This window comes from Ruegeria sp. AL3 (genome assembly GCF_056536065.1).
Window position 1 is genome coordinate 726,273 of the sequence record NZ_JBQFJG010000002.1, and the last position, 26,955, is coordinate 753,227.

The window sequence follows — 26,955 nt, forward strand, 5'->3', positions numbered from 1 at the left end:
CATCAGATGGATATCCACGAATACCAGGCGAAAGAAGTTCTTTCGAAATTCGGCGTCGACGTGCCCGCCGGCGCGCTTGCCTACAGTCCAGAACAGGCGGCCTATCGGGCGCGCGAACTGGGTGGCGACAAATGGATTGTCAAGGCGCAGGTCCATGCAGGCGGGCGCGGCAAGGCCGGAGGGGTCAAGCTCTGCAACAGCGAAAACGAAATCTACAAGGCTTGCGATGATCTGTTCGGTCGCAAACTGGTGACGCATCAGACGGGTCCTGAAGGCAAAGGCATCTATCGTGTCTACGTCGAAGCCGCAGTGCCGATTGACCGGGAAATCTACCTTGGCTTTGTTCTGGATCGCTCCAGCCAGCGGGTGATGATCGTCGCCTCGTCCGAAGGCGGGATGGAGATCGAAGACATCTCGGCCGACCGCCCCGACAGCATTGTCAGGTCCATCGTTGAACCGGCTGTCGGGCTTCAGGAGTTTCAGGCCCGTGAAATCGCCTTCAATCTTGGGGTTGAAGCCAAACTGATCCAGCAAATGGTGCGGACGCTGCAGGGCTGTTATGCCGCCTTCAGCAATCTTGACGCCACGATGGTCGAAATCAATCCGCTGGTCATCACCGGTGACGACCGGGTGCTGGCGCTGGATGCCAAGATGAGCTTTGACGACAACGCTCTGTTCCGCCACCCGCAGATCGCCGAACTGCGCGACAAAAGCCAGGAAGACCCGCGCGAAAGCCGCGCTGCGGATCGCGGGCTGTCTTATGTCGGGCTTGACGGCAATATCGGTTGCATCGTCAACGGGGCCGGTCTGGCGATGGCCACCATGGACACGATCAAGCTGGCAGGCGGCGAGCCTGCAAATTTCCTCGACATCGGCGGTGGCGCGTCGCCTGAACGGGTGGCCAAGGCGTTCCGGCTGGTCCTGTCGGATGACAATGTTCAGGCCATTCTGGTCAACATCTTCGCCGGTATCAACCGCTGCGACTGGGTGGCTGAAGGAGTCGTTCAGGCGTTGAAGGAACTTGACCTCGATATTCCCGTCGTCGTGCGGCTGGCCGGCACTAATGTCGAAGAAGGCCAGAAAATTCTTGCCAAATCGGGCCTGCCGATCATTCGCGCCACGACGCTGATGGAGGCGGCAGAACGCGCTGTGGGCGCTTGGAAAAACGACCTTACTCAGGGCACCAAAATGAGGGTTGTGTAATGAGCATTCTTCTCGATCGTGACACGCGTGTCATCGTGCAGGGCATCACCGGGCGCATGGCGCGGTTCCACACCAAGGACATGTTGAACTATGGCACAAACGTGGTGGGTGGCGTCGTGCCCGGCAAGGGGGGCGAAACCGTCGAAGGCGTTCCGGTTTTTGACACCGTCAAACAGGCCGTCGAAGCCACCAGCGCCGATGCCAGCCTGGTCTTCGTACCGCCCCCGTTTGCGGCGGATTCCATCATGGAGGCCGCCGATGCGGGCATCCGCTATTGCGTTTGCATCACCGACGGCATTCCGGCACAGGACATGATCCGGGTGAAACGGTACATGTATCGCTATCCGAAAGAGAAACGCATGGTTCTGACCGGTCCGAACTGTGCCGGCACCATCTCGCCCGGAAAAGCTTTGTTGGGCATCATGCCGGGGCATATCTATCTTCCCGGACATGTGGGGATCATCGGCCGTTCGGGGACATTGGGATATGAGGCGGCGGCCCAGTTGAAAGAGCGCGGGATCGGCGTTTCGACCAGTGTCGGAATCGGGGGCGACCCGATCAACGGATCGTCATTCAAGGACATCCTTCAACGGTTTGAAGACGACGAAGACACGCATGTCATCGCCATGATCGGCGAAATCGGAGGCCCGCAGGAAGCGGAAGCCGCCGAATATATCCGCGACCACATCTCCAAACCGGTGATCGCCTATGTCGCCGGCCTGACCGCTCCGAAAGGCCGTACCATGGGGCACGCGGGGGCGATCATCTCGGCCTTCGGCGAAAGCGCCAGCGAAAAGGTCGAGATCCTGTCCGCCGCAGGTGTCACCGTGGCCGAAAACCCTGCCGTGATCGGTGAGACGATCGCCCGCGTGATGGAGGCTGCGTGATGGTCAAACCATCGGTTCTGGTTACCCGTCGCTGGCCTGCTGCCGTCGAGGCGCAGCTGGCCGAGAACTACAACACCGTTTTGAATACCGGCGACAAACCCATGTCCCCGGCTGAAACCCGGCAAGCGTTGAAATCCTATGACGCCGTGCTGCCCACTGTAACGGACACGCTGAGCGCCGAGGCACTGGATGTGCCGGGTGTGCAGACAAAAATCCTTGCCAATTACGGCGTCGGCTACAGCCATATCTGCGAGCCGTCGGCACGCGAGTTGGGTATGACCGTGACCAACACGCCCGACGTTCTGTCTGAGTGCACCGCCGATATCGCCATGACGCTGCTTTTGATGGTGGCGCGTCGGGCGGGTGAGGGCGAACGCGAGCTGCGTGCAGGTCAGTGGACAGGATGGCGGCCCACGCATCTGGTCGGAACCAAGGTCAGCGGCAAGACACTGGGCATCATCGGATATGGCCGCATCGGACAGGAGATGGCCCGCCGTGCGCATCACGGGTTCGGCATGGACGTGCTGGTTTGCAACCGTAGCGCCGTATCGCCCGATGTTCTCGCCGAATGCAACGCAAGACAGGTGGACACCATTGATGACTTGCTGCCGCAATGTGACTTCGTTTCACTGCACTGTCCGGGCGGCGCAGCCAACCGCCATCTGATCAATTCGCGCAGACTTGGCCTGATGAAGCCTGACGCATTTCTGATCAACACCGCACGGGGCGAAGTGATCGATGAATGGGCGCTGATCCAGGCCTTGGTGTTCGACATGATCGGCGGCGCTGCATTGGACGTTTTCGATGGTGAACCGCGGGTCAGCCCGGACCTGTTGCAATGCGACAACCTCGTCATGCTTCCGCATCTGGGCAGCGCGACCCGCGAAGCGCGCGAAGCGATGGGGTTCCGGGTTCTCGACAATCTGAGCGACTTCTTCGACGGCCGCGAACCTCGGGACCGCGTGATCTGAGGCCACCTTCAAACATCACGCAATGGCGTCCAACGCAGCCGTGGCTGCGTTGCGTTCCTCTATAAGGAGATATGACCAGTGAATGCCCTGCACCGTTCAGACGGATTTTTCACCCAGTCCCTTGCTGATCGTGATCCCGAGCTTTTTGGCTCGATCACGTCGGAACTGGGTCGTCAGCGCGACGAGATCGAGCTGATCGCGTCCGAGAACATCGTCTCTGCCGCCGTGATGGAGGCGCAGGGCTCGGTGATGACCAACAAATACGCCGAAGGCTATCCCGGTCGCCGCTATTATGGCGGTTGCCAGTTTGTCGACATTGCCGAAAACCTGGCCATCGACCGCGCCAAGCAGCTGTTCGGCTGTGAATTCGCCAATGTGCAGCCCAATTCTGGCTCTCAGGCCAATCAGGGCGTGTTTCAGGCGCTGATCAAGCCCGGCGACACCATTCTGGGCATGAGCCTGGATGCCGGTGGTCACCTGACCCACGGAGCCCGCCCGAACCAGTCGGGCAAGTGGTTCAACGCGGTGCAATACGGCGTGCGCCAGCAGGACAACATGCTGGACTATGATCAGGTCGAGGCGCTGGCGAAAGAGCACCAGCCCAAGCTGATCATCGCCGGTGGCTCGGCCATCCCGCGTCAGATCGACTTTGCCCGCATGCGTCAGATCGCCGATATGGTGGGCGCCTATCTGCACGTGGACATGGCGCATTTCGCCGGTCTGGCGGCGGCGGGTGAACATCCCAGCCCGTTCCCCCATGCGCATGTGGCGACCACGACGACCCACAAGACCCTGCGCGGCCCGCGCGGCGGCATGATCCTGACCAATGATGAAGATATCGCCAAGAAAGTGAACTCGGCCATCTTCCCCGGCATTCAGGGCGGCCCGCTGATGCATGTGATCGCGGCCAAGGCCGTGGCCTTTGGCGAGGCCCTGCGGCCCGAGTTCAAGGACTATGCCAAGCAGGTGATCGCCAACGCGCAGGCGCTGTCGGATCAGCTGATCAAGGGCGGTCTGGACACGGTGACCCACGGCACCGACACCCATGTGGTGCTGGTCGACCTGCGCCCCAAAGGGGTGAAAGGCAACGCCACCGAGAAGGCTCTGGGCCGGGCGCATATCACCTGCAACAAGAACGGCGTGCCGTTTGATCCCGAAAAGCCGACCATCACGTCGGGCATCCGACTGGGGTCGCCCGCCGGCACCACCCGCGGCTTCGGCGAGGTCGAATTCCGCCAGATCGCCGACTGGATCATCGAAGTGGTCGACGGCCTGGCTGCCAATGGCGAAGACGGCAACGGCGCCGTCGAAGCCAAGGTCAAGGCCGAAGTCGCAGACCTCTGCGCCAAATTCCCGATCTATCCGAACCTGTAAGACGAAGGACCCGAATCCATGAGCTTTCATTCCATCGACCAAGCCCCAGCCCGACTGAACCGCAGTGAATTGGCCGTACCCGGCAGCCAACCCGGAATGTTCGAAAAGGCAGCCAAATCCGATGTGGACGTTATTTTCCTTGATCTGGAAGACGCTGTTGCGCCGGATGAAAAAGAACAAGCCCGCAGGAACATCATTCAGGCGCTGAACGACATCGACTGGGGCAACAAGACCATGTCGGTTCGGATCAACGGTCTGGACACGCATTACATGTACCGCGACGTCGTCGATGTGGTCGAGCAGGCTGGTGAACGCCTTGATCTGATCATGGTCCCCAAGGTCGGGACGGCTGCTGATGTCTATGCCGTCGATATGCTGGTGACCCAGATCGAAGACGCCAAGGGTTACAAAAAACGGATCGGGTTCGAGCACATCATCGAAACCGCGCTTGGCATGCAGAATGTCAGTGAGATTGCGGCAGCATCCAAGCGCAATGAAAGCCTGCACTTCGGCGTGGCCGACTATGCGGCCTCGACCCGTGCGCGCACCACGATCATCGGCGGTGTGAACCCGGACTACTCTGTTTTGACGGATACGGATTCGGACGGCGGGCGCCAGACCCATTGGGGTGATATGTGGCATTATGCACTGGCCTGCATGGTGGTTGCGGCGCGCGCCAACGGGCTGCGCCCGATTGACGGACCTTTTGGTGATTTTCAGGACCCGGACGGATACAAGGCTGCCGCAAAACGCGCCGCCGTTCTGGGTTGCGAGGGCAAATGGGCCATTCATCCAAGCCAGATCGCACTTGCCAACGAGGTGATGTCGCCGTCGGACGCCGAGGTCAACAAGGCTCAGCGCATTCTGGTCGCCATGGCCGAGGCCGAAGCCGATGGAAAAGGCGCTGTTTCGCTGGACGGCCGGCTGATAGATTACGCCTCGATCCGTCAGGCCGAAGTGCTGGTGGAAAAGGCAAGCCAGATTGCTGCGGCGTGAACCAAACCAAAGTTGCGTGGGCAAACTGCCCACGCGATATTATCGCCCGTTGCGCACGTCGAAGAAGTGCTAGGATCCTTCCGGCGCCATCGACCCCATGAACCGACGGTCGCGCACATCATCCGGGCTGGTTTTGTAGCAGCGTTGAAACGCACGTTTCAAAGCGACGGTCGATGAAAAACCAGTGGCTGCCGAGATTTCGATCTGCGACATGTTCGTGAACTGCAACAGGTTCTGCGCCCGTTCCAGACGAAGCTCCTTGTACGTGGAAAGAAGCTTTGCACCGGTTTTGCTCAGGAACCGTCGTTGCAGCTGCCGCGTCGAGGTTTTGAGCAAACGGGAAAGATCGGAAATCGTCAGAGGATCTTCGATGTTTTCCTGCATCGCATCCAAAGTACGCACCACCAAAAGATCACCCTTTGCCCTGTGCACCAACCGGGCGGCCAACCTGCTTTCGTGTTTTTGCGTGGGTTCGGTCAGACCAATATAGCTGCGCAGTGCGTCCGCAATATGCTCTCCGTGATCCATGGAAACGAATTCGGACAACAGCCGCAACGCGCTCAGTCTGCTGGTTGCGCTGTGGGGGTGCCCGTCGGCGGCCAGATGGGTTGCCGCACCGCAGCTTTCCAATCCGCTTTCCAGCGCGGCCGCAGCAAAGTTGGGATGAACCGCAACGATGTTTCGGCCCGCTCTGCCCAGTTGCACCAGCAGCAGGACGGCTCCGCCGACCAGAACGGTCCTTGAAGACAGGTTGAGAACTTGCGAAATCCAGCTTCTGCGCGGACCGGAGACGTCCCAGTTGTTCTCCAGGTCGCCCCAGAATATTGCCGTTCGACCTGTCCAATAAAGAGGCCCGCCAACCGAGTCATTTCCGGACACCCGGAGATTGACGACGTAAGAGCAGTTTTCGACCAGGCTGTTCAGAGCTTGATAGAACTCGACGACGATTTCAGCCGATGCCAGCGCCCGCGTGTCGCTGAGGATAACATCGATGTGTTTTAATCTTTCTGGCACTTCCGGCGCGGTCTTTGCCAGGTCGGCGCGATCATTTGCGAGGACATAGTGTTTCATTGTTCCTCCATCGAATTGACGAGAGGCAGCGCCTCGCTGGACGCTGCCCTCATTTTCGGATTTCAATCCGCTTGGGCAAACCGCGGATTGCTACGCCCGGTTCCCTATTCCGCGGCGTCTGCGTATGCGTCCATTGGGGGGCATGTGCAGACGAGGTTTCTGTCACCGTAAGCGTTGTCGACGCGGTTGACGGGGGACCAGTATTTGTCGACGCCCATGGAACCCGGCGGGAAGCAGGCCTGTTCGCGGGTGTAGGGGCGGTCCCAGTCGCCGACCAGATCGCGCACCGTGTGGGGGGCGTTTTTCAGCGGGTTGTTTTCCGCGTCGATCTTGCCGTCGATGATGTCCTGCGCTTCCGAGCGGATCGACAGCATGGCATCGCAGAAACGGTCCAGCTCGGCCATGGGTTCCGACTCCGTGGGTTCCACCATCAGGGTGCCGGCCACCGGCCAGCTCATCGTTGGCGCGTGGAAGCCTGAATCGATCAGGCGTTTGGCCACGTCATCGACGGTGACATGCGCCTCGGCGTCCAGGGGCCGGGTGTCGAGGATGCATTCATGCGCCACACGCCCCGTTTCCGAGGTATAGAGGATCGGATAGGCATCCTTGAGCCGCGCCGCGATGTAGTTGGCGTTCAGGATCGCCACCTTGGTCGCCTGGGTCAGACCCGCGCCGCCCATCAGCAGCACATAGGCCCAGCTGACCGGCAGAATGGACGGAGACCCGAAGGGCGCCGCCGAGACCGGGCCCACGGCGGTGCCGTATTCCGGGTGCCCGGGCAGGTGCTCGGCCAGATGCGCCTTGACGCCGATCGGACCCATGCCGGGGCCGCCGCCGCCATGCGGGATGCAGAAGGTCTTGTGCAGGTTCAGGTGGCTGACATCGCCGCCGATGTCGCCGGGGCGCGACAGGCCCACCATGGCGTTCATGTTGGCGCCGTCGATATAGACCTGGCCGCCGTGGTCATGGGTGATCTGGCAGACCTCCTGCACGGTGGTCTCGAACACACCATGAGTGGACGGGTAGGTGATCATGCAGGCGGCCAGATGATCCGAGTGCTTTTCCGCCTTGGCGCGGAAGTCGGCGACATCGATATTGCCCTTGTCATCCGCCTGCACCGGCACGACCTGCCAGCCCACCATCTGCGCCGAGGCCGGGTTGGTGCCATGGGCCGAGGTCGGGATCAGGCAGACATTGCGGTGCCCTTCGCCGCGCGCAAAGTGATAGTTGCGGATGGTCAGCAGGCCCGCATATTCGCCCTGCGCGCCCGAGTTGGGCTGCTGGGAGATCGCGTCATAGCCGGTGATCTGGCACAGCTTGTCGTTCAGATCGGCGATCATCTCGTGATAGCCCTGCGCCTGATCTTCGGGGCAGAACGGGTGCAGATTGCCGAACTCGGGCCAGGTGACCGGGATCATCTCGATCGTGGCGTTCAGCTTCATGGTGCAGGACCCCAGCGGGATCATCGCCCGGTCCAGCGCCAGGTCGCGGTCGGCCAGACGACGCATATAGCGGGTGATCTCGGCCTCGGCCCGGTTCTGGTGGAAGATCGGGTGGGTCAGATAGGCGCTTTCACGCAGCGCATAATCCGGCAGGCGGTATTGCTTGTTCGAGCTGTCATCCTTGCGGTCGATGCCGAAGGCGCCCCAGACCGCCTCAATCGTCTCGGGGCGGGTCTGTTCGTCCAGGCTGATGCCGACGCGGGTGTCGCCCACCTTGCGCAGGTTGACGCCGCGCGCCACGGCGGCCTCCATCACCGTCTTCTGCAGATGGCCGACCTCGACCGTGATCGTGTCGAAGAACACCTCGGGTTCGACCGAGAAGCCCGCCTCTTCCAGGCCGGCGGCCAGGCGCGAGGTCTTGCGGTGCACCGACTGGGCAATCGCCTTGATGCCGTCGGGGCCGTGATAGACCGCATACATCGAAGCAATCACCGCCAGCAGCGCCTGCGCGGTGCAGACGTTCGAGTTCGCCTTCTCGCGGCGGATGTGCTGCTCGCGGGTCTGCAACGACAGGCGGTAGGCCTTGTTGCCGCGGCTGTCGATGGACACACCGATGATCCGGCCCGGCATGGATCGCTTCAGCTTGTCGGTGGTGGCCATGTAGGCGGCGTGCGGGCCGCCATAGCCCATCGGCACACCAAAGCGCTGGGTCGAGCCGATGGCAATGTCCGCGCCCATCTCGCCCGGTGACTTCAGCAGCGCCAGCGACAGGATGTCGGCGGCGACGATGGCGATGGCCTTGTGTTCATGCAGCGCCGCGATCTCGGCGGTGAAGTCGCGCACATGGCCATAGGTGCCCGGATACTGGAAGATCGCGCCGAATACCGCGCCCGCGTCCAGCTGATCCGGGTCGGCGACCTGCACGTCGATGCCCAGAGGCTCGGCCCGGGTCTTGATCACCGCGATGGTCTGCGGGTGGCAGTTCTTGTCAACGAAGAAGGCCGCGTTGTTGGCCTTGGACCGGCCGCCGCGCTTGGCCATCGCCATGGCTTCGGCCGCCGCGGTGGCTTCGTCCAGAAGCGAGGCGTTGGCCACATCGAGCCCGGTCAGGTCGCTGACCATGGTCTGGAAGTTCAAGAGCGCCTCGAGTCGGCCCTGGCTGATCTCGGGCTGGTACGGCGTGTAGGCGGTATACCAGGCCGGGTTTTCCAGGATGTTGCGCAGGATCGGCGCAGGCGTGGTGGTGCCGTAATAGCCCTGACCGATCAGCGAGGTCAGAACCTTGTTCTTCCCCGCCACCTGTTTCATGTGGAAAAGCGCATCGCGTTCCGTCATCGCCGGACCCCAGTCCAGCGGCTGTTTCTGCCGGATCGCCGGGGGGACGGTGGCGTCGATCAGCTCGTCCAGCGTCTTGAAGCCGATCACCTGCAGCATGTCGCGCATCTCGGTCGGGCTGGGACCGATATGGCGACGGTTGGCAAAATCATAGGCTTCGTAGTCGGTCAGTTTGAAGGCCATTGCAGCGCTCCCATGGATAGGTCAGGGCCGGCGGAGACTGCGGGAGCCTCCGGCGGGGATATTTCTTGCCAGATGAAGGGCGGGGCCCAAATTCGGCGGCATCAATTAATTCGATGGAGCCCCATGCCGGGACTCCGTTCGGGTTTACCCGATGAAGGCTTTGTATCCGGCTTCGTCCATCAGATCCTCGAGCTGCGACGCGTCACTGATCTTGATCTTGTAGATCCAGGCCTCGCCCTCGGGGTCGTCGTTCAGCGCGCCGGGATTGTCGGCCAGCGCCTCGTTCACCTCGACGATCTCACCATCGACCGGGGCATAGAGTTCCGAGGCCGCCTTGACGGATTCGATCACGCCGATCTCGCCGTCTTTCTCGAACTCGTCGCCCACTTCCTGCTGCTCGACAAACACCACCTCACCCAGCTGTTCAGCCGCGTGTTTGGTGATGCCCAGCGTGGCGGTGTCGCCTTCGACGCTCAGCCATTCATGTTCTTCGGAATAATAGGTTGCCATGCTTCTCTCTCCTGACTTCAACGCTTGTAATTCTGTTTGACGAAGGGCAGCGCCACGATCTGCGCCGGTTGCGCCTTGCCCCGGATGATCAGGTTCACCTTCTCGCCCGGCGCGCCATGGCCTTTGCTCACATAACCCATCGCAACCGGGCCGCCGACCGTGGGGCCAAAGCTGCCCGAGGTGATCTGACCGATGGTGTTACCCTCTAGGCATTGCACTTCCACGCCCTGACGCGCCGGCGCACGGCCGTCGGGCTTGATGCCCACCAGCTTGCGGGCTGCGCCCTCGGCCAGTTCGCGCTGGATACGCTCCGCCCCCGGAAAACCACCTTCTTCCTTGCGACGCTTCTGCATCGCCCAGCCGAGGCTGGCCTCGACCGGCGAGGTGCTCTGGTCGATGTCATTGCCATAGAGGCACAGCCCGGCCTCAAGCCGCAGGCTGTCGCGCGCGCCCAGACCCGCCGGGTCGCACTCCTCATGCGCCAGGAAGGCCCGTGTGATCTCGATCGCCTTATCCTCGGGGATCGAGATCTCGTACCCGTCCTCGCCGGTATAGCCCAGGCGCGAGATACGGCATTCGACACCCAGGATGTCGGCAATCGTGGTTTCCATGAACTTAAGATCGCGCGCCGCGGGGCAGAGCGCGCCCACCACATCTTCGGCCTTGGGGCCTTGCACGGCCACCAGCGCGCGGTCGAAGATCTCGGTCACCTCAACCCCGTCCAGATTGTCGCGCATATGCGGAATGTCCTGATGGCGCAGCGCCGCGTTCACCACCACAAAGTAGTGATCCCCCGCATTCGACACGATCAAATCGTCCATGATCCCGCCTTCGGCATTGGTGAAGAACCCGTACCGCGCCTTGCCTTCCTTCAGCGTCGCATAGGCCTGCGGGCACAGAGCTTCCAGCTTCTCACCCACATTCTCACCGCGCAGGATCACCTGACCCATGTGAGACACATCAAACAACGCCGCCTTCTCACGGCACTGCTTATGCTCTCCCATGATCCCCAAAGGATACTGAACAGGCATCTCCCAACCCGCAAAATCAACCATCTTGCCACCAAGTTCGACGTGAAGGTCATACAAGGGCGTGCGCTTCGGTGTGGTCATTTCTTCAACCTTTCAATCAGCGGGACTGGTCGCGGACGACCATGACGGTGCAATGCGCATTGCGCACGACACGGGCCAGGTTCGGGCCAATCTCGTAGTTCGGGAAATCGCCCTTGGTCGATGCCATGACGATCAGATCAAAGCCTTCCTTGTAGGCAAGCTTCAGGATTTCGCGGTAAACACTGCCTTCTTCTACATGGACCGGCACGTCGGAAGCCTTGGCATGATCCAGAATCGCCTGAACCGCACCCCGCACGTGGTCCTTTGCGCCGGCACCATAGTTGGCGGGAAGGTTCGGCAGCTGGATGATCTCGGGGATGACGGCAACCGCATGCAGTTCGGCACCGTAGAACTTTGCCTGTTCCAAGGCGGTCGACAGGGCCAGTTTCCACGAGCGGTCGTCGGTGTGATCAATGGGCAGCAGGATTTTAGTGGCCATCACGTCTCTCCTCGAGATATTGAATTCGGTTTCAAAGGCGGGGGGCCGGGATGGCCCCCCGTTTTGGTCGGGCCGGTCTTATTCGGCAGGTGTGCCGCCCGGCTCTTCGGACTTGCCGCCCGAGGCGAAGAACTCTTTCGTCAGTTTGAAGACGATCGGGCTCAGCAGCGCCAGGGCGATCAGGTTCGGGATGGCCATCATGGCGTTCAGCGTATCGGCCAGCAGCCAGATGAAGCCCAGATCCGCAGTTGCGCCGAAGTAGATCATCACGATCCACAGAACGCGGTAGGGCATCAGGGATTTCACGCCCAGCAGGAACTCGACACATTTCTCGCCGTAGAACGACCAGCCGAGGATGGTGGTGAAGGCAAAGATCGACAGCGCGATGGCGATCAGATACCCGCCGATACCCGGCAGCGACAATTCGAACGCGTGGCTCGTCAGCGCCGCACCGGATTCACCCGATGTCCATGCCCCCGACGCGATGATGGCCAGACCGGTGATCGAGCAGACGATGATGGTATCGATGAACGTACCCAGCATCGCGATGAGGCCCTGGTTGACCGGACCCTTGGTCTCGGCAGCGGCATGCGCGATCGGGGCCGAACCCAGACCGGCCTCGTTCGAAAACACACCACGTGCCACACCGAAGCGGATGGCGGCCCAGACGGCTGCACCCGCGAAACCACCTTCTGCGGCGGACGGGGTGAACGCATAGGTAAAGACCAGCGACAGCGCATGTCCGATGTTGCCGATGTTGATCAGCAGAACCAGCAGGCCCGCGATGATATAGGCAACGGCCATGAAGGGGACCAGCTTACCGGCAACCGCACCGATGCGGGTGATACCACCCAGGATAACGGCTGCAGTCAGAACCATCAGAACAACGCCGGTGACCGAGGTGTTCAGGCCAAAATTGGCTTCCAGCACCTGAGCAACACCGTTGGCCTGCACACCGTTGCCGATGCCAAAGGCGGCAACCGCGCCGAACAGGGCGAAAGCCACGCCCAGCCAGGCCCATTTCGCGCCCAGACCGTTCTTGATGTAGTACATCGGACCGCCGACATAGTTGCCCAGCTCGTCTTTCTCGCGATATTTCACCGCGCAGACGGCTTCGGCATATTTGGTGGCCATGCCCACCAGGGCGGTCATCCACATCCAGAACAAGGCGCCTGGACCGCCCAGGAAGACAGCAGTGGCCACACCGGCGATGTTACCTGTACCGATGGTCGCCGACAGCGAAGTCATCAGTGCGTTGAACGGGCTGATCTGCCCTTCGCCCTGACCTTCACGGCCTTTGAACAACAGGCTGAAGCCTGTGCCGATGCGCAGGATCGGCATGAATTTCAGCCCGACCTGCAGGAAGAAGCCAACGCCGAGGATGAGGACCAGCATCATCGGCCCCCATACGACGCCATTGATGGCCCCTACGATTGAATTTAACGCTTCCATGGTTTCCCTCCCATTTGCGTTTGGTTATGCCCCGGTGGCGATGGCCCGCTGACGGGCCTGCTTGAGGGCGGCAAAGTCTTCGTCCGCATGGAACGACGAACGGGTCAGCGGCGTGGCTGACACGTGCAAAAAGCCCTTGGAACGAGCGATCTGTTCCAGTTGGGCGAACTCCTCGGGCGACCAGAACCGGTCAATCGGATGATGTTTCGGCGTCGGTTGCAGATACTGCCCGACAGTCAGAAAATCGACATTGGCCGCGCGCAGATCATCCATCACCTGACGCACGTCGTTGAGGCTTTCGCCCAAGCCGACCATCAGACCCGACTTGGTGAAAATCTCGGGGTTCGAGCGTTTGGCATCGTCCAGCAGCCGCAGCGACGCATAATAGCGCGCGCCGGGACGAACCGTCGGATACAGGTGCGGGACGGTTTCCAGATTGTGGTTGAACACGTCCGGCACTGCGTCAAAGACGATATTTGCGGCGTCGCCCTTGCCCAGGAAGTCGGGGGTCAGAACCTCGACAGTGGTGCCGGGGTTCTGATGGCGTACGGCGCGGATTGTCTGGGCGATATGCTCGGCCCCGCCATCGGCCAGATCATCGCGATCAACAGATGTAATCACCACGTGGCGCAGGCCCAGTTTCTTGACCGCCGCCGCAACCCGGCCGGGTTCGAACGCGTCCAGCGCATCGGGGCGGCCGGTGGCCACATTGCAGAACGAACAGCCCCGTGTGCAGATCTCGCCCATGATCATCATGGTTGCATGGCGCTTGGACCAGCATTCGCCGATATTGGGGCAGGCCGCTTCTTCGCAGACCGTTGCCAGATCGTGATCCCGCATCAGACGTCGGGTTTCGTAATACGCGGCGCTGTCACCTTTTTTCTTGCGAATCCACTTGGGCTTACGCGGGATCACGCTGTCGGCCTTTTTGGCCTTTTCCGGGTGGCGTGGTCTAAGCTGGATTGTCATCTGGCAAACCTCGTTAAGCGTGAATCGCACGCCCCATGGCGTCGAGACAGGCTTCCTTGACCGCCTCACCCATGGCAGGATGCGCATGGCACGAGGCTGCAACATCGGCGACCGCGGCACCTTTGGACATGGCCAGAACCAACTCGGCGATCAGATCGCCGCCATGGGCACCACAGATATGAGCCCCGAGGATCTTGCCGTCGGAACCGGCCAGAACCTTGACCGCGCCATCTGTTTCACCTGTCGAGCGTGCCCGCGAATTGGCCATGAAAGCAAACTTGCCGACAACATATTCGACGCCCGCGTCTTTCAGAGCCTCTTCGGTCTGACCAACCGAGGCCACTTCGGGATCGGTATAGACCACACCCGGCACGGTGTTGTAATCGACATGACCGGCTTCGCCGGCCAGCATCTCGACACAGGCAACACCGTCCTCTTCGGCCTTGTGGGCCAGCATCGGGCCGGGAACACAGTCACCAATGGCATAGATACCGGGCACCGACGTCTGGAATGTGCTGTCGACTTCGATGAAGCCACGCGGGTTCACGGCCACGCCCAGCTCTTCCAGCCCAAGCCCGCGCGTCACCGGGCGACGGCCCACAGCGATCAGAACCTTGTCGGCCTCGATCACTTCTTCCTTGTCCTTGCCAACACGATCCACCGTCAGCGACAAACCCGTATCGGTTTTATCGACAGACTTCAAAGCACGGCCCAGTTGGAATTTCAAACCGCGTTTTGACAGGGCCCGCTGCGCCAGCTTGGCGATCTCGCCATCGATGCCGGGCAAAACGCGATCCAGATATTCGACCACGGTGACCTTGGCGCCCAGACGCGCCCAGACCTGCCCAAGTTCCAGACCGATCACACCTGCACCGATCACAACCAGATGATCCGGCACGCGTTCCAACGCGATTGCACCGGTCGAACTGAGCACATCCTGCTCATCAATCTCGATCCCCGGCAGTGAGGTCGGCTCGGATCCTGTCGCAATCAGGATGTTCTTTGCTTCGTATGTGCTGTCGCCGACCTTGACCTGACCAGTGGCCGGGATGCTGGCCCATCCTTCAATCAGATCGACGCCGTTCTTCTTGAACAGGAATGCGATGCCCTTGGTCAGATCACCGACGATCTTGTCCTTGCGCCCCATCATCGCACTGACGTCGATGCTGGCCCCCTCGACCGCAATGCCATGGGAGGAGAGATGTGCAAGCTCGGCATATTTGGCCGAGGAGGTCAGCAACGCTTTGGAGGGGATGCACCCCACGTTCAGACAGGTACCGCCCAGTGCGCCGCGCCCTTCGACACAGGCCACTTTCAGCCCCAGCTGAGCCGCGCGGATCGCGGCAACATAGCCACCCGGTCCGCCCCCGATAACGATGAGGTCATAGGTATTCATTTCGCGTACTTTCAGTAGATCGGGTAGCTTGCGCAAAGAGCGCGAACCTGTTTGCGGGTTTCCTGTTCGACGGCTTCGTCACCTTCCGGTGACTGCGCGAGCGCGTCCAGAACATCACCGATCAGATGGCCGATCCTCCTGAATTCTTCCGGGCCAAAGCCACGGCTGCACCCGGCGGCGGTGCCCAGACGGATGCCGCTGGTGATGGTGGGTTTTTCCGGATCTCCGGGAACGCTGTTTTTGTTGCAGGTAAACCCGGCGCGCTCCAGCGCGGCTTCGGCGTCCTTACCGGTGACGCCCAAAGGTCTCAGGTCGACCAACATCAGGTGGTTCTGGGTGCCGCCGGAAACGATATCACATCCGCGCGCCATCATGACGCTTGCCAAGGCCGATGCGCTGTCAACGACGCGCTGCATGTATTCCTTGAATTCGGGTTTCAGCGCCTCGCCAAAAGCCACCGCCTTGCCTGCGATGACGTGCATCAGCGGGCCACCCTGTAGGCCGGGGAAGACGGCAGAATTTATCTTTTTCGCCAGCGCCTCGTCATTGGTCAGGATGATGCCACCACGAGGCCCGCGCAGCGTTTTGTGCGTGGTCGAGGTCACGACATGTGCGTGCCCTACAGGCGAGGGGTGCAGGCCGGTCGCCACCAATCCGGCAATATGAGCCATATCAGCCAGCAACCATGCGCCAACCTCGTCCGCGATTTTACGGAATCTGGCAAAGTCGATCTTTTGCGAGTAGGCGGATGCGCCTGCGATGATCAGCCTGGGCTTTTCCGCCCGCGCCAATTCGGCAACCTGATCATAATCGATCAGCCCTGCATCGGTCAGGCCGTACTGCACGGGCCGGAACCATTTGCCGGACTGCGCCGGTTTCGCACCGTGGGTCAGATGGCCACCTGCGTCCAGCGACATGCCAAGAATGGTATCGCCCGGGTTCAACAACGCCAACTTGACGGCCCCGTTGGCCTGTGCGCCGGAATGGGGCTGAACGTTGGCATATTCACAGCCAAACAGCTTCTTGAGGCGTTCGATCGCCTCGACTTCGACCTCATCGACATATTCGCAGCCGCCATAATAGCGGCGGCCCGGATAGCCTTCGGCGTATTTGTTGGTCAAGACCGAACCCTGAGCTTCGATCACGGCCTTCGAGACAATGTTCTCCGAGGCGATCAACTCGATCTGTTCCGCTTGGCGTTCACCCTCGCGCGAAATGGACGCGGCAATGACGGGATCTGCCTCAATCAGCGACGTTTTGAACATGGTCTCCTCCTTTTGCCCCGAATCCTTAGTACGAAACTTTGTTTCCTATAAGGGAAATAATGTGCTTTAGGCAACAAAAATCTCTTATTCAAGAAGTTGCGTATTTACCGGGAGGCATGTAACCTTTGATAAAACAGGGGGAATTAAATGGGCGACGAAAGCAGAAATGATGTTTCCGGACAGGAAGATCTGGATGAAGGAGAGGCTCTGGGCCGGTCCATCCGCGATGCTCGGCGCGCGAAAGGGTGGACTCTGGAAGAAGCCGGCCGCGCTGCGGGTATCGGGCGGTCGACGCTGTCCAAGATCGAAAACAACCAGACAAAGCCAAGCTTTGACATCGTACGGCGTCTGACTCAGGCCCTGGATATGAGCACCCCGCAGTTGTTTCTTCAGTCGGGTCAATCCGGCATTTCAGGCCGCCGTGATTTCACTCCGAAAGGCGAGGGGGAAATCAAGAATACGCCCACTTACCTGCATGAACTGCTTTGCCCCGAACTGACCAGCAAGCGGATGCTGCCCTATATCGCGACTATCAAGGCGCGTGACCTGTCGGAATTCGAGACGTGGATCCGACATTCCGGAGAAGAATTCATGTATGTGCTCAGCGGTGAACTTATCTTCGTGTCTGAACACTACCGCCCCTTGCCAATGAAGGCCGGTGACTCGCTTTATTATGACAGCGGAATGGGGCATGGGTGTATTTCGACCAGCGAAGAAAACGCAAAGGTGCTGTGGGTTTCGCTGGAATAGCCCCCAGGGTTCTTTGGTTTTCCAGGAAAGCGGGCATCGCCATGCGCACCCCATTCAGCCGTCAGACAAGCTCCGGTGGCGAAACGCCGTCGGTGTCTGGCCGAATTCTGCCTTGAACGCTCGCGTCATGGCGCTGGCGTTTTCATATCCGCAACGACCGGCGATTTCGGCGATGGACTGCTCGGTATCTTCTGCCAGATTGCGTGCAAGGTTAAGCCTCAGCCGACGATACAGCGCCTGCGGCGTGGTTTTGAGCTCTGCCTGAACGCGCATTTCGATCCGCTTTTGTGAACACCCGATCTTGCGGGCCAGTTCCCTGATCGAAAGAGGTGTTTCAAGGTTCGCCTGCATGACAGCCAGTGCGCGATTGACCAAAGTGTCTTCGGACTTCAGAGGCAAAGGGTAATGATCCTGCCCATTTCGGCTCATCAGAAGATGCCCGACTTCCATGGACAAAAGGGGGCCGTGATCCTTGCGGATCAGGGCCGAGGCCAGATCGAACGCGGCCATCGCCCCAGAACAGGTCAGCCTGTTGCCATCGATGACAAAACGTTCCTGCACCGCATCCACGGCCGGAAAACTTTCTTCGAACCGGGAAAGCTCGTCCCAGTGAATGGTCGCCCGGTGCTCATCCAGCAAACCGGCGCGGGCCAGCAGCCAACTGCCGGTATCCAATCCGGCCACTTGCCGGTGTTTTCGGGCCGCAGCCAGCACGGTGCGCGTGGTCGATCGCGTGTCCAACTTGCGATACCCATAAGACGGCATGACCACCAGAACGTCGCCTTGCTGATCCAAGATTGAACCATTCGGTGTAACGACAAGGCCGCTGGAACTTTGAACGGGGTCTCCGTCAATGGAGCAGAAACACCACGAATACAAAACCTGCCTCGACAGGTTGTTCGCAGCCCTGAGCGGTTCGACCATGTTTGCAAGGCAATGGTTCGAAAACCCGTTGAAGAGCAGGATGTTGTATTGTCGCGTCAAAATTTTCGAATTTGGCATGATTTGATATCAACTCTGCATGCCGTGACCTTGAGCGATGGCGTTTGGTTGGTCAACCACCGATCCAGGGAACACGCGCCATGCAGTTTGGTCTGACAGAAGAACAGGACATGATCGTCTCGACGGTCCGAAGCTTTGTTGAAAACGAAATCTACCCGCATGAAGACGCGGTCGAGCGTTCGGGAACCGTGCCTCCTGAGCTGGGTGAGCAGATCAAGCAGAAATGTATCGATCTGGGCTTTTATGCCTGCAACTTCCCCGAGGAAGTCGGCGGCGCAGGTCTGTCTCATCTGGATTTCACCTTGGTCGAGCGCGAGCTTGGCCGCGGGTCAATGGCACTGACGCATTTCTTTGGGCGCCCGCAGAACATCCTGATGGCCTGCAACGACGAGCAGCGCGAACGGTATCTTCTGCCTGCCGTACGTGGTGACAAGATGGACGCCCTGGCGATGACCGAACCGGATGCGGGTTCGGATGTGCGTGGTATGAAATGCCAGGCGGTGCGCGATGGCGGCGACTGGGTTGTCAACGGATCGAAACATTTCATCTCGGGCGCGGAACATGCGGATTTCTTCATCGTCTTCATCGCGACCGGCGTGGACGAAACCCCCAAGGGCCCGAAGAAACGCATCACCACTTTCCTGGTGGATCGCGGTACGCCGGGGTTTGAAGTGCGCGAGGGCTACAACTCGGTCAGCCACAAGGGCTACAAGAACTATATCCTGTATTTCGACAACTGCCGTCTGCCCGATGCACAGGTCTTGGGCGAGGTTGATGGCGGCTTTGCCGTGATGAACGAATGGCTTTACGCAACCCGCCTGACGGTTGCGGCGTTCTCGGTCGGTCGCGCGCGGCGCTGCTTTGACTATGCGCTGAACTATGCGGCCGAGCGCAAGCAGTTCGGCCAGCCTATTGGTAAGTTTCAGGGCGTCGGTTTCCAGATCGCCGACATGATTACCGAGATCGATGCCGCCGATTGGCTGACACTCGCGGCCGCGTGGCGTCTGGACCAAAATCTGCCATCAAACCGCGAGATTGCCTCGGCCAAGCTCTATGCCTCGGAAACGCTGGCGCGGGTGACGGATACCACACTGCAAATCTTCGGGGGTATGGGTTTGATGGACGATTTCCCGATCGAACGGTTCTGGCGCGATGCCCGGGTCGAGCGCATCTGGGACGGCACCAGCGAAATTCAGCGCCACATCATCAGCCGCGATCTTCTGCGTCCCTTGGGCGCCTGACCATGAACGAAGACCTGACCCGGCTGCTGCGCCCGAAATCCATCGCCGTCATCGGTGGCGGCGCGTGGTGTCAGCAGGTTGTTCTGCAATCCGAACGCATGGGCTATGCCGGTCAAATCTGGCCGGTGCATCCCAAAGCGTCTGAAATTGCAGGACACAAGGTTTATGCCCACATCGAAGACCTGCCCGAAGCCCCGGATGCGGTTTTCATCGGGATCAACCGCCACGCCACCATCGAGGCCGCTCGTGTCCTGTCCAGTATGGGCGCAGGTGGGGCGGTGTGCTTTGCATCGGGCTTTTCCGAGGCCGTTGCCGAAGATGACACCGGCGGGGACTTGCAGGATCAACTGATTGCCGCAGCCGGTGACATGCCCATTCTTGGCCCGAACTGCTATGGCTTCATCAACGCGCTGGATGGGGCGCTGTTGTGGCCGGACCAGCACGGGGCCACCCCTGTGGACAAGGGCGTGGCGATCCTGACGCAAAGTTCGAACATCTCGATCAACCTGACCATGCAGAAACGTGGGTTGCCAATTGCCTACATGATGGCATGCGGAAACATGGCCCAAACCAGCCAGGCCGACCTCGCCTCGGCCTTGATCGATGATCCGCGCGTAACCGCCGCGGGTCTGCATATCGAAGGGTTCAAGGACATCCGGGAATGGGAGGCGCTGGCCGCGAAGGCCCACGAAAAGGGCATCCCGCTGGTCGCCCTCAAAGTCGGTGCATCCGAACAGGCACAGGCCGCAACCGTCTCTCATACCGCGTCTCTCGCGGGCAGCGATGCAGGCGCGCAGGCGCTGCTGGACCGATTGGGCATCCCGCGTCTTTCGACGTTGCCGGATTTCCTAGAAACGTTGAAACTGCTGCACTGCTACGGGCCGCTCCCCGGGGGTAACATCGCGTCGATCAGCTGTTCGGGGGGTGAGGCGAGCCTGATCGCAGACATGGCCGTCGGCACCGGCCTGAGTTTTCCGCAGTTGAGCGATGACAAAAGGGCGCGCTTGCGTGACGCGCTTGGCCCTATGGTCGCGTTGAACAATCCGCTGGATTATCACACGTATATCTGGCGCGATGAAGAGGCGATGGCACAGGCCTGGTCGGGCATGACGGGTGACGACATCGACCTGACGTTCTCGATCGTAGACTATCCGACGACGGATCCGACCGACTGGAGTTGCGCGACCCGAGCTGCGTTGAGAGTGCGTGCCGAAACCGGCGCCCGGTTTGCGATTGTTGCGACGCTGCCTGAACTTCTGTCTGAAGACGTCGCGCAAGACCTGATGGCCGGTGGTGTCGTTCCATTCATGGGATTGCGCGAAGCACTGGCGGCCACGCGCGCCGCAGGTCAGATTTCGCCCCCGTCCGCGCATCCTGTCTGGTTGCCTAGAACGGCTGAGGCGACCCAAACCCTGACCGAAGGCGAATCGAAACGGGCGCTGGCCGAATGCGGCCTGCGAGTTCCGCAAAGCCGCACGGTTTGCGGCCCGGCAGAGGTCCATTCGGCCGCGCAGGACATGGAAGCCCCCTTTGCCGTGAAAGGTGTTGGGCTTGCGCATAAATCCGAACACGGCGCTGTTCGGCTGGGCATCAAGGCCGAGGATGTGGCCGATGTCGCAGCCGAAATTGGCACAGATAGCATCCTGATCGAAGAGATGATCACCGGAACCGTTGCCGAATTGCTGGTCGGTGTCGTTCGTGACCCGGCGCATGGGTTTGTCCTGACATTGGGGGCGGGGGGCGTACTGACCGAAATCCTGCGCGATACGGCGTCGGTGCTGGTGCCAAGCACGCCCGAGGACATCCGTGCCGCGCTTGGCAAATTGAAAATTGCCCCGCTTTTGGCGGGCTATCGCGGCCAACGGGCGGCTGATATGGATGCAATCATCGCCGCAGTCGAGGCAGTTCAGGCCTATGTCATGCAAAATGCCGACACGCTTGGCGAGGTCGAGATTAACCCGCTCCTGTGCACGCCGGACAAGGCCGTTGCCGTGGATGCTCTGATAAGAAAGGCCTGAGATATGGACCCGATCAAAACCCGCCGCGACGGAGCGATCCTTGAGGTGACTCTGGACCGGCCCAAGGCCAACGCCATCGATCTTGTCACCAGCCGCAGGATGGGTGAGGTATTCGCCGCGTTTCGCGACGATCCAGAGCTGCGCGTGGCCATTCTGACGGGCGGCGGAGAGAAGTTCTTTTGCCCGGGCTGGGACCTGAAAGCAGCGGCCGACGGGGATGCGGTAGACGGGGATTATGGCGTCGGAGGGTTCGGCGGCTTGCAAGAGCTGCGCGACCTGAACAAACCTGTGATCGCGGCCGTCAACGGCATCGCCTGTGGCGGCGGGCTGGAGCTGGCCTTGTCAGCCGACATGATCCTTGCCGCCGACCACGCCACGTTCGCCCTGCCGGAAATCCGCTCGGGGACTGTCGCGGATGCGGCCAGCGTCAAACTGCCCAAGCGCATCCCTTACCACATCGCGATGGAGTTGCTGCTTACCGGCCGGTGGTTCGACGCAAAGGAAGCCAATCGCTGGGGTCTAGTGAACGAGATCGTCGCCTTGGATCAACTGATGGATCGCGCCTGGGAACTGGCCCGGTTGTTGGCCTCAGGACCGCCCCTGGTTTATGCTGCGATCAAGGAAATCGTACGCGATGCCGAAGATGCCAAGTTTCAGGATGCCATGAACCGCATCACCAAGCGTCAGCTCAGAACCGTGGACGTTCTCTATGCCAGCGAAGATCAGCTGGAAGGCGCGCGCGCCTTTGCCGAGAAAAGAGACCCGGTCTGGAAAGGAAAATAGGCAGACGTTTACCGTGATAGCAGAGCGTGAATTTACCATTTACTGATCCGCACGGCACGTGCACAGTTAGGCATGCCGTATTTCGAACGAAAACCATATGTTAGTGCATCTCGGGCGGTCAGCCCGATTGCGCCGCAGCCCGACAATCAACCGATTTCCGATATAGCGCGCCGCGTGCTCGAAACAGAGCGGGGCCCGCGGCAACATCTGGACGGTCCGTTCAGGTGTCGCAAATCCTGTCACCCCGGCAGCACCGCCACCATTCTGCTGTCCTTTGAAGCACCCGAAGGCGCGGCACCTGTTCAGATGCAGTTCGAACCGGGTGATCTGACCAATCCGAACGGCGACATTCTGCCGGCCAACCGCATCAGTGTGATCCCGCCACAAATCCAGCTTGAACCGGGGGAAGCAACGGATGTTGCTGTTGCGGTGACCATACCCGACCTCTCCAAACCCGGAGAATATCACGGTCGGATCGCCTGTACAGGAACGGACCAAACCTCGGTTGTGGTGATTTTCGAGGTGGCGGGCGCTCAGACCTGACGGGTCACCAGATAGTCCATGAACTGTCCCAGAAATGCGCGCGGCGCGTCTTCTGTGCCCGCGAACACCCGCGCGAACTCATTCCGGGCCGCAGCCAGCAGATCATTCGCTGCGTCCTGCGCATAGCGGATGCTGCCGTAATGGTTCATGCGCTCCAGCACCCAGGCGACATCTTGCGTCGACCGGGCATCACGCGGGTTTGACAACATCTCGGCCAACCGTGCCTGTTCAGGCTCTTCCGCTTTCAGGCCAAGCTGGCCCAGCATCAGCGTGCGTTTGCCTTCATAGATGTCGCCGCCGATTTCCTTGCCGTAATTGTCCTGTGAGCCGACGAGATTCAAGACGTCGTCCTGAATCTGAAACGCCGCACCCAGGAAAAAGCCGAAGGCGTTGAAATCATCCAGATTCAGCGCACCGGACGCGACATCATGTGGCCGCGCAATCAGGGCCCCGATGCGCATCGGGTGAATGAAACTGTACCAGCAGGTCTTTTTCAGACACATCCTCAGATAATCTGATGCATCGACGTTCAAACGATTGTCGCGGATCCAGCCAAGCTCCAGCGCCTGACCTTCGATGGATTGCTGCAACAGATGGTCGAACTCATCCACCACGCGCATACCGGTTTCCAGGCCCAACGGCCCCAGGTTCTGACGCAGCAGACGCAGGGCAAGCGATTGCATCCCATCGCCGGTATTGATCGCCAGGGGAACCCCAAGCCGCTTGTGCATACATTCGCGCCCGCGCCGGAAATCGCTTTGATCTTCGATGTCGTCGTGGATCAGAAAAGCGTTGTGCAACAGCTCAAGAACCGCAGCCGAGACCCTTGCATTCTCGCTGTTTCCGCCGAAGGCTTCGCATGTCGCCAACAGCAGGGCAGGCCTCAGGCCCTTGCCCGAGGTTTCGATGTAATCGCGCATCGGGCCATACAGATAGGCCTGAGGCTCACCCGTCGGCAACAGGCCCAAAAGCGTTTCGCGCGCCTGATCCCCGTAGAAGGTCAGGGTTTTTAGAAAATCCTGTTTCGCCGCAGGATCCAAATGCGCGGTTCCGGATTTCACAGGCTCAGCCCTTCTGGATGATGATCACGCGGCTTTTGTTTTCCCGCGCGCCGGATCGTTCCGGACCGGCGCCAAGCGCAGAAAGCGGTTCGTCAGAAATTGGCAACGCCCTGGACAAGGCACCTGATTGACCACTGTCCCGACCCAGATCATACGCGACATCTTCCGCCAGCTCATCCCCCGGGATCGGCAGATCCGCGGTGGGCTCGTAGTTCGCGATGAGGTCGAACAGCTCTTTCGGGGGGCAGATCATTCGAAGCGCTTCGGCAATGGCTGGCTCCTCGGTGATGCCGCCGGGTTTTGAATATTCCGCCGCCGGTTCCCCTATGGCGGCAAGAGGGCCATCACCGCCACGATCAACTCCTGCCGTGTCCTGACCCATTTTCAGCGCGGCTTCGACCGCAACCGCGAACCGGTTGTCCCACGGAAGGCCAGCCTGATAGCGGGCGTAATCATAAGCGCGCAGCGGTTTCAGGATGTCGGGCTCGTGCAGGTCCCAGATCTGGCAGGGCTCGGCATCCGATCCACTGCGTTGAAGAATGGCGTTGACGGCCCGACGCGCGGCCTCGTTCGCCCCTTCCATCGTGGCAAGGTCGGTAAAAGTGCGGACGTAATCCGATGCCAGGAAGAAATTCGGGATCAATGTGGCCGCATCCGGGCGCAAGCGCCAGCTGTTGATACGGTTGACCAACAAGGGTTCGACATTGCTTTGACGCTTGGGGTCGTTCGGGTCTTGAACGATATCAGGATCGAGGAACCAGTAGTGCATATCCTCGTCCCGCAGAATGGTTTGGCCATCCACGTTGATGCTGCGCTTGAGCTGTTCCCAAACCTCTTTTGCGATCTCTTCCCGGGTGCAATCGCGCGCGGTTTTTCCGTTCAGCCCCGGCTTGTCCCATTCGGAGATATCGATTGACAGCAGGCCTTTGGTCTTTCCTTCGGCCCAGTTTTCGAAATTGATCCCCGGCCAGAACTGTTTTTGCGACACAGCCGTCAAAGCCCATGGGCTGTCGATGAAAATGACGTGGCCATGGGTCAGCTCGACATCCTTGGTCAGATAGAACTGAATGCCGTTCATCCATTGCACGTCATCGGCCAGCAAAGGCAGTTTGGCAAGTGCAGGGTCAACCGCCATCATTTCCGGGGTCACAAGCGGTGCCATGCGTTCAATCGGCATGGCGCTGATGAACCAATCCCCCGTGACCTGCTTTTCTTCACCATCCTGTTCGACCGTTGCGCCAATGATCTTACCGTTCCGGCACTCGATTCCGGTGACTTTGGAGTCAAAATTGTACACGACCCCCTTGCTTGTCAGGTAATCCAGCCACGGTTGAATCCAGACAAGATTGGTGGGCCCGTTCAGCAGCCTGTTGCAGTGGGGTTCGGGCGTGGCAATGCCCAGCTGAAGCTGAACCGCAATGTCCCCCACTGTCTTCGTGCTTGCCGTCGTGGCCTTGGCGGCCACCAACGAACGGGTCAGGCCGATGGCAAGGAACTTCTGATAGGCTTCCGAGCGGTCCTGCGCACCGATGAAATCCCACCAACCGATCCGTTCATATTCGTCGAACCGGCGTTCCTTGCAAGAGCTCGCGATCCGCCACATGCAGGCGACAAAATGCTCGACATCCTCATACGCAATCTGGTCCCTCGGCGAAAGCGCGAAGGCAATGGTCTTGAAGGCATCCGCAACATCCTTGAGCGTGCGGGGGAACCGTTCCGGGACAATGATGCCGGGCTTGTCAAACTGGCTGACCAGAACTTGCGTGGTCGGGACAAGATTGTCAAAGCATGTGCCCTTGTCGTAATACGGCGTTCGGGCCATCGTGTCGGTGATATGCCGATAAAAGTTCGGAAAGAACCTGAACCCATGTTCACCGGGCAGCCAGGGCCGTTTCACGCCGGGCGGATAATTGGCTCCATCCATCTCGGCCCATTTTTCCAGTGCCTTGATGTGTTTCGCTTTCGAGCCATGATCCCCTTCACCCTTCATCACGGGGATGCTTCGGGCCTTGCCGCCGGGGATCAGCTGGCGTTCGTGGATTTCTACCTCGAAGCCGCGTTCAATCAGTTCGTGCGCGGCGCTCATGCCAGCCACGCCTCCCCCAAGAATGACAACCTTGTCAGGCATCGGAAATTCCTTTCGCGGAATAGACGTCAAAGCGCAGGGTGATGTCTGACAGGCTGGCTTCGCCAATGCCAAAACCCTGCACCCGATTCATCCAGCTGTAATGCGGATTCGAGGTCAGGTAACGCGGTGCAAGCCGTACCGGAGCCGAAGCGGGCAGATTGCCCTTGGACAATGCCGCATATCCGTCCGGGCCGAAGTCACACACACCCGTATCTTCGAATAGGATCGGGGCTTGTCCGATGGACGGTCTGATAAGCGCCTTTGCATGAAGCAGCCCCACACCATCGGGCCGCACGCGCATCCAGTCTCCTCCGATCGGCTCGATCGTCCCCTTTAGATGTGGGCCTTCGACGGTGCCCCCTTCTTTGATGGCGAAATGCAGCCAAACCCCATCCGGCGTCTCGCCCGAGGGATGAAAGCTGCTATCGAACGGCACCAGAAATTTGGCAACATGTTCCAATACCGGCGACGTCACTGTGGTTTTTGCCGGTTCTGGCGCGGCAGGTTCAATTTCTTTTTCGGGCCCGGGGTCAAACTCGCGCCCTCCCGACGTCAGCACCGGACGCCAGGAAAAAGTTTTTTCCTGTTTGACCGACGGCAGAATGGCTGCGAATTGTTGAAACCCGGTTTGCGGGTCCCGCAACAAGGGCCACCCGCGAATGGCACGCTCGGCGCCGCCATCTTCCGAACAGATCAGACGTAGCGTGTCATGCGACGACACGGATGGACCGGCTTCCACCAACACCCGACTGAGACCGTCTGCGTTGATCGCCTCGGACCAACGCAGCGTCACGCCCCGATCTGAAAACTCGCGCACGACCCGA

23 protein-coding genes are annotated in these 26,955 nt (G+C 60.2%); 10 read left to right on the plus strand and 13 right to left on the minus strand.

Annotated features, from left to right (window positions below; translation table 11 throughout):
• Window positions 1–6: 6 nt before the first annotated feature.
• The 5 genes from ACR3E6_RS19735 (at window position 7) to ACR3E6_RS19755 (ending at window position 5,431) form a co-directional block, all read left to right on the plus strand.
• Window positions 7–1,203: a malate--CoA ligase subunit beta gene (locus ACR3E6_RS19735; protein WP_171230724.1), complete on the plus strand. Its 1,197-nt coding sequence runs from the start codon at window positions 7–9 to the stop codon at window positions 1,201–1,203.
• Window positions 1,203–2,090, plus strand: a complete 888-nt coding sequence (sucD, locus tag ACR3E6_RS19740) for a succinate--CoA ligase subunit alpha (RefSeq protein ID WP_480488918.1) — start codon at window positions 1,203–1,205, stop codon at window positions 2,088–2,090. Before ACR3E6_RS19735 ends, sucD begins: the two co-directional genes overlap by 1 nt.
• Window positions 2,090–3,061: a 2-hydroxyacid dehydrogenase gene (locus ACR3E6_RS19745; RefSeq protein WP_480488920.1), complete on the plus strand. Its 972-nt coding sequence runs from the start codon at window positions 2,090–2,092 to the stop codon at window positions 3,059–3,061. Before sucD ends, ACR3E6_RS19745 begins: the two co-directional genes overlap by 1 nt.
• Before the next feature lie 78 nt (window positions 3,062–3,139).
• Window positions 3,140–4,435 (plus strand): serine hydroxymethyltransferase, encoded by a 1,296-nt coding sequence (gene glyA / locus ACR3E6_RS19750; protein WP_480488922.1) that lies wholly within the window; start codon window positions 3,140–3,142, stop codon window positions 4,433–4,435.
• A gap of 18 nt (window positions 4,436–4,453) precedes the next feature.
• On the plus strand, window positions 4,454–5,431 hold the full coding sequence (locus ACR3E6_RS19755; protein WP_480488924.1) for an HpcH/HpaI aldolase/citrate lyase family protein: 978 nt from the start codon (window positions 4,454–4,456) through the stop codon (window positions 5,429–5,431).
• Window positions 5,432–5,500: 69 nt separating this feature from the next.
• Here the strand turns inward: ACR3E6_RS19755 and ACR3E6_RS19760 are convergent, their stop codons facing one another.
• From ACR3E6_RS19760 to glyA (ACR3E6_RS19800), 9 genes are all read right to left on the minus strand, one after another.
• On the minus strand, window positions 5,501–6,502 hold the full coding sequence (locus tag ACR3E6_RS19760) for a helix-turn-helix domain-containing protein (protein ID WP_480488926.1): 1,002 nt from the start codon (window positions 6,500–6,502) through the stop codon (window positions 5,501–5,503).
• A gap of 104 nt (window positions 6,503–6,606) precedes the next feature.
• On the minus strand, window positions 6,607–9,462 hold the full coding sequence (gene gcvP / locus ACR3E6_RS19765) for an aminomethyl-transferring glycine dehydrogenase (RefSeq protein WP_210092824.1): 2,856 nt from the start codon (window positions 9,460–9,462) through the stop codon (window positions 6,607–6,609).
• Between the two features lie 144 nt (window positions 9,463–9,606).
• The gene (gene gcvH / locus ACR3E6_RS19770) at window positions 9,607–9,972 is read right to left on the minus strand and encodes a glycine cleavage system protein GcvH (RefSeq protein WP_171638644.1); all 366 of its coding nucleotides are present in this window, start codon (window positions 9,970–9,972) and stop codon (window positions 9,607–9,609) included.
• A gap of 17 nt (window positions 9,973–9,989) precedes the next feature.
• A complete protein-coding gene (gene gcvT, locus ACR3E6_RS19775) occupies window positions 9,990–11,084 on the minus strand; it encodes a glycine cleavage system aminomethyltransferase GcvT (protein ID WP_480488928.1) in 1,095 nt (364 codons plus the stop codon).
• 16 nt (window positions 11,085–11,100) lie between these two features.
• Window positions 11,101–11,523 (minus strand): universal stress protein, encoded by a 423-nt coding sequence (locus ACR3E6_RS19780; RefSeq protein ID WP_171723662.1) that lies wholly within the window; start codon window positions 11,521–11,523, stop codon window positions 11,101–11,103.
• Window positions 11,524–11,601: 78 nt separating this feature from the next.
• Complete coding sequence (locus ACR3E6_RS19785) at window positions 11,602–12,975, minus strand: alanine/glycine:cation symporter family protein (protein WP_171119391.1); 1,374 nt, start codon at window positions 12,973–12,975, stop codon at window positions 11,602–11,604.
• Window positions 12,976–12,999: 24 nt separating this feature from the next.
• Window positions 13,000–13,944, minus strand: a complete 945-nt coding sequence (lipA, locus tag ACR3E6_RS19790; protein WP_480488931.1) for a lipoyl synthase — start codon at window positions 13,942–13,944, stop codon at window positions 13,000–13,002.
• Window positions 13,945–13,957: 13 nt separating this feature from the next.
• Complete coding sequence (gene lpdA / locus ACR3E6_RS19795; protein WP_480488933.1) at window positions 13,958–15,340, minus strand: dihydrolipoyl dehydrogenase; 1,383 nt, start codon at window positions 15,338–15,340, stop codon at window positions 13,958–13,960.
• 11 nt (window positions 15,341–15,351) lie between these two features.
• A complete protein-coding gene (gene glyA, locus ACR3E6_RS19800) occupies window positions 15,352–16,605 on the minus strand; it encodes a serine hydroxymethyltransferase (protein WP_171635837.1) in 1,254 nt (417 codons plus the stop codon).
• A gap of 147 nt (window positions 16,606–16,752) precedes the next feature.
• Here glyA (ACR3E6_RS19800) and ACR3E6_RS19805 point away from each other — a divergent pair, with 147 nt between their 5' ends.
• Window positions 16,753–17,355, plus strand: a complete 603-nt coding sequence (locus ACR3E6_RS19805) for a helix-turn-helix domain-containing protein (RefSeq protein WP_171635839.1) — start codon at window positions 16,753–16,755, stop codon at window positions 17,353–17,355.
• Between the two features lie 54 nt (window positions 17,356–17,409).
• Here the strand turns inward: ACR3E6_RS19805 and ACR3E6_RS19810 are convergent, their stop codons facing one another.
• Window positions 17,410–18,339: a GlxA family transcriptional regulator gene (locus ACR3E6_RS19810; protein ID WP_480488935.1), complete on the minus strand. Its 930-nt coding sequence runs from the start codon at window positions 18,337–18,339 to the stop codon at window positions 17,410–17,412.
• A gap of 98 nt (window positions 18,340–18,437) precedes the next feature.
• Here ACR3E6_RS19810 and ACR3E6_RS19815 point away from each other — a divergent pair, with 98 nt between their 5' ends.
• The 4 genes from ACR3E6_RS19815 to ACR3E6_RS19830 all read left to right on the plus strand — a co-directional run bounded on the left by ACR3E6_RS19815 (window position 18,438) and on the right by ACR3E6_RS19830 (window position 22,942).
• Complete coding sequence (locus ACR3E6_RS19815) at window positions 18,438–19,598, plus strand: acyl-CoA dehydrogenase family protein (protein WP_152460401.1); 1,161 nt, start codon at window positions 18,438–18,440, stop codon at window positions 19,596–19,598.
• A gap of 2 nt (window positions 19,599–19,600) precedes the next feature.
• Window positions 19,601–21,616 carry an acetate--CoA ligase family protein gene (locus ACR3E6_RS19820; protein WP_480488937.1) on the plus strand — a complete coding sequence of 672 codons (2,016 nt, stop codon included), beginning with the start codon at window positions 19,601–19,603 and terminating at the stop codon, window positions 21,614–21,616.
• 3 nt (window positions 21,617–21,619) lie between these two features.
• Window positions 21,620–22,399, plus strand: coding sequence for a carnitinyl-CoA dehydratase (locus tag ACR3E6_RS19825; RefSeq protein WP_480488939.1), 780 nt, complete (start codon window positions 21,620–21,622; stop codon window positions 22,397–22,399).
• Between the two features lie 174 nt (window positions 22,400–22,573).
• Window positions 22,574–22,942 (plus strand): hypothetical protein, encoded by a 369-nt coding sequence (locus ACR3E6_RS19830; RefSeq protein ID WP_171364425.1) that lies wholly within the window; start codon window positions 22,574–22,576, stop codon window positions 22,940–22,942.
• Here ACR3E6_RS19830 and ACR3E6_RS19835 read toward each other — a convergent pair.
• The 3 genes from ACR3E6_RS19835 to ACR3E6_RS19845 are packed head-to-tail and all read right to left on the minus strand — an operon-like array spanning window position 22,933 to window position 26,948.
• Window positions 22,933–24,003 carry a polyprenyl synthetase family protein gene (locus ACR3E6_RS19835; protein ID WP_480488941.1) on the minus strand — a complete coding sequence of 357 codons (1,071 nt, stop codon included), beginning with the start codon at window positions 24,001–24,003 and terminating at the stop codon, window positions 22,933–22,935. The genes ACR3E6_RS19830 and ACR3E6_RS19835 overlap by 10 nt on opposite strands.
• Window positions 24,004–24,007: 4 nt before the next feature.
• Window positions 24,008–26,131: a hydroxysqualene dehydroxylase gene (locus ACR3E6_RS19840; protein WP_171723670.1), complete on the minus strand. Its 2,124-nt coding sequence runs from the start codon at window positions 26,129–26,131 to the stop codon at window positions 24,008–24,010.
• Window positions 26,124–26,948 (minus strand): DUF3237 domain-containing protein, encoded by an 825-nt coding sequence (locus tag ACR3E6_RS19845; protein WP_171723671.1) that lies wholly within the window; start codon window positions 26,946–26,948, stop codon window positions 26,124–26,126. Before ACR3E6_RS19845 ends, ACR3E6_RS19840 begins: the two co-directional genes overlap by 8 nt.
• Between the last annotated feature and the right edge of the window lie 7 nt (window positions 26,949–26,955).

Bases quoted from the DNA above. Each gene is read 5' to 3' on its own strand.
- glyA (WP_171635837.1), bottom strand. From the start codon at position 16,605: ATGTTCAAAACGTCGCTGATTGAGGCAGATCCCGTCATTGCCGCGTCC.
- ACR3E6_RS19825 (WP_480488939.1), top strand. From the start codon at position 21,620: ATGGACCCGATCAAAACCCGCCGCGACGGAGCGATCCTTGAGGTGACT.
- ACR3E6_RS19820 (WP_480488937.1), top strand. From the start codon at position 19,601: ATGAACGAAGACCTGACCCGGCTGCTGCGCCCGAAATCCATCGCCGTC.
- gcvT (WP_480488928.1), bottom strand. From the start codon at position 11,084: ATGACCACACCGAAGCGCACGCCCTTGTATGACCTTCACGTCGAACTT.
- gcvH (WP_171638644.1), bottom strand. From the start codon at position 9,972: ATGGCAACCTATTATTCCGAAGAACATGAATGGCTGAGCGTCGAAGGC.
- ACR3E6_RS19755 (WP_480488924.1), top strand. From the start codon at position 4,454: ATGAGCTTTCATTCCATCGACCAAGCCCCAGCCCGACTGAACCGCAGT.
- lpdA (WP_480488933.1), bottom strand. From the start codon at position 15,340: ATGAATACCTATGACCTCATCGTTATCGGGGGCGGACCGGGTGGCTAT.
- ACR3E6_RS19780 (WP_171723662.1), bottom strand. From the start codon at position 11,523: ATGGCCACTAAAATCCTGCTGCCCATTGATCACACCGACGACCGCTCG.
- ACR3E6_RS19805 (WP_171635839.1), top strand. From the start codon at position 16,753: ATGGGCGACGAAAGCAGAAATGATGTTTCCGGACAGGAAGATCTGGAT.
- ACR3E6_RS19815 (WP_152460401.1), top strand. From the start codon at position 18,438: ATGCAGTTTGGTCTGACAGAAGAACAGGACATGATCGTCTCGACGGTC.
- ACR3E6_RS19840 (WP_171723670.1), bottom strand. From the start codon at position 26,131: ATGCCTGACAAGGTTGTCATTCTTGGGGGAGGCGTGGCTGGCATGAGC.
- gcvP (WP_210092824.1), bottom strand. From the start codon at position 9,462: ATGGCCTTCAAACTGACCGACTACGAAGCCTATGATTTTGCCAACCGT.
- ACR3E6_RS19735 (WP_171230724.1), top strand. From the start codon at position 7: ATGGATATCCACGAATACCAGGCGAAAGAAGTTCTTTCGAAATTCGGC.
- lipA (WP_480488931.1), bottom strand. From the start codon at position 13,944: ATGACAATCCAGCTTAGACCACGCCACCCGGAAAAGGCCAAAAAGGCC.
- sucD (WP_480488918.1), top strand. From the start codon at position 1,203: ATGAGCATTCTTCTCGATCGTGACACGCGTGTCATCGTGCAGGGCATC.
- ACR3E6_RS19760 (WP_480488926.1), bottom strand. From the start codon at position 6,502: ATGAAACACTATGTCCTCGCAAATGATCGCGCCGACCTGGCAAAGACC.
- ACR3E6_RS19745 (WP_480488920.1), top strand. From the start codon at position 2,090: ATGGTCAAACCATCGGTTCTGGTTACCCGTCGCTGGCCTGCTGCCGTC.
- ACR3E6_RS19785 (WP_171119391.1), bottom strand. From the start codon at position 12,975: ATGGAAGCGTTAAATTCAATCGTAGGGGCCATCAATGGCGTCGTATGG.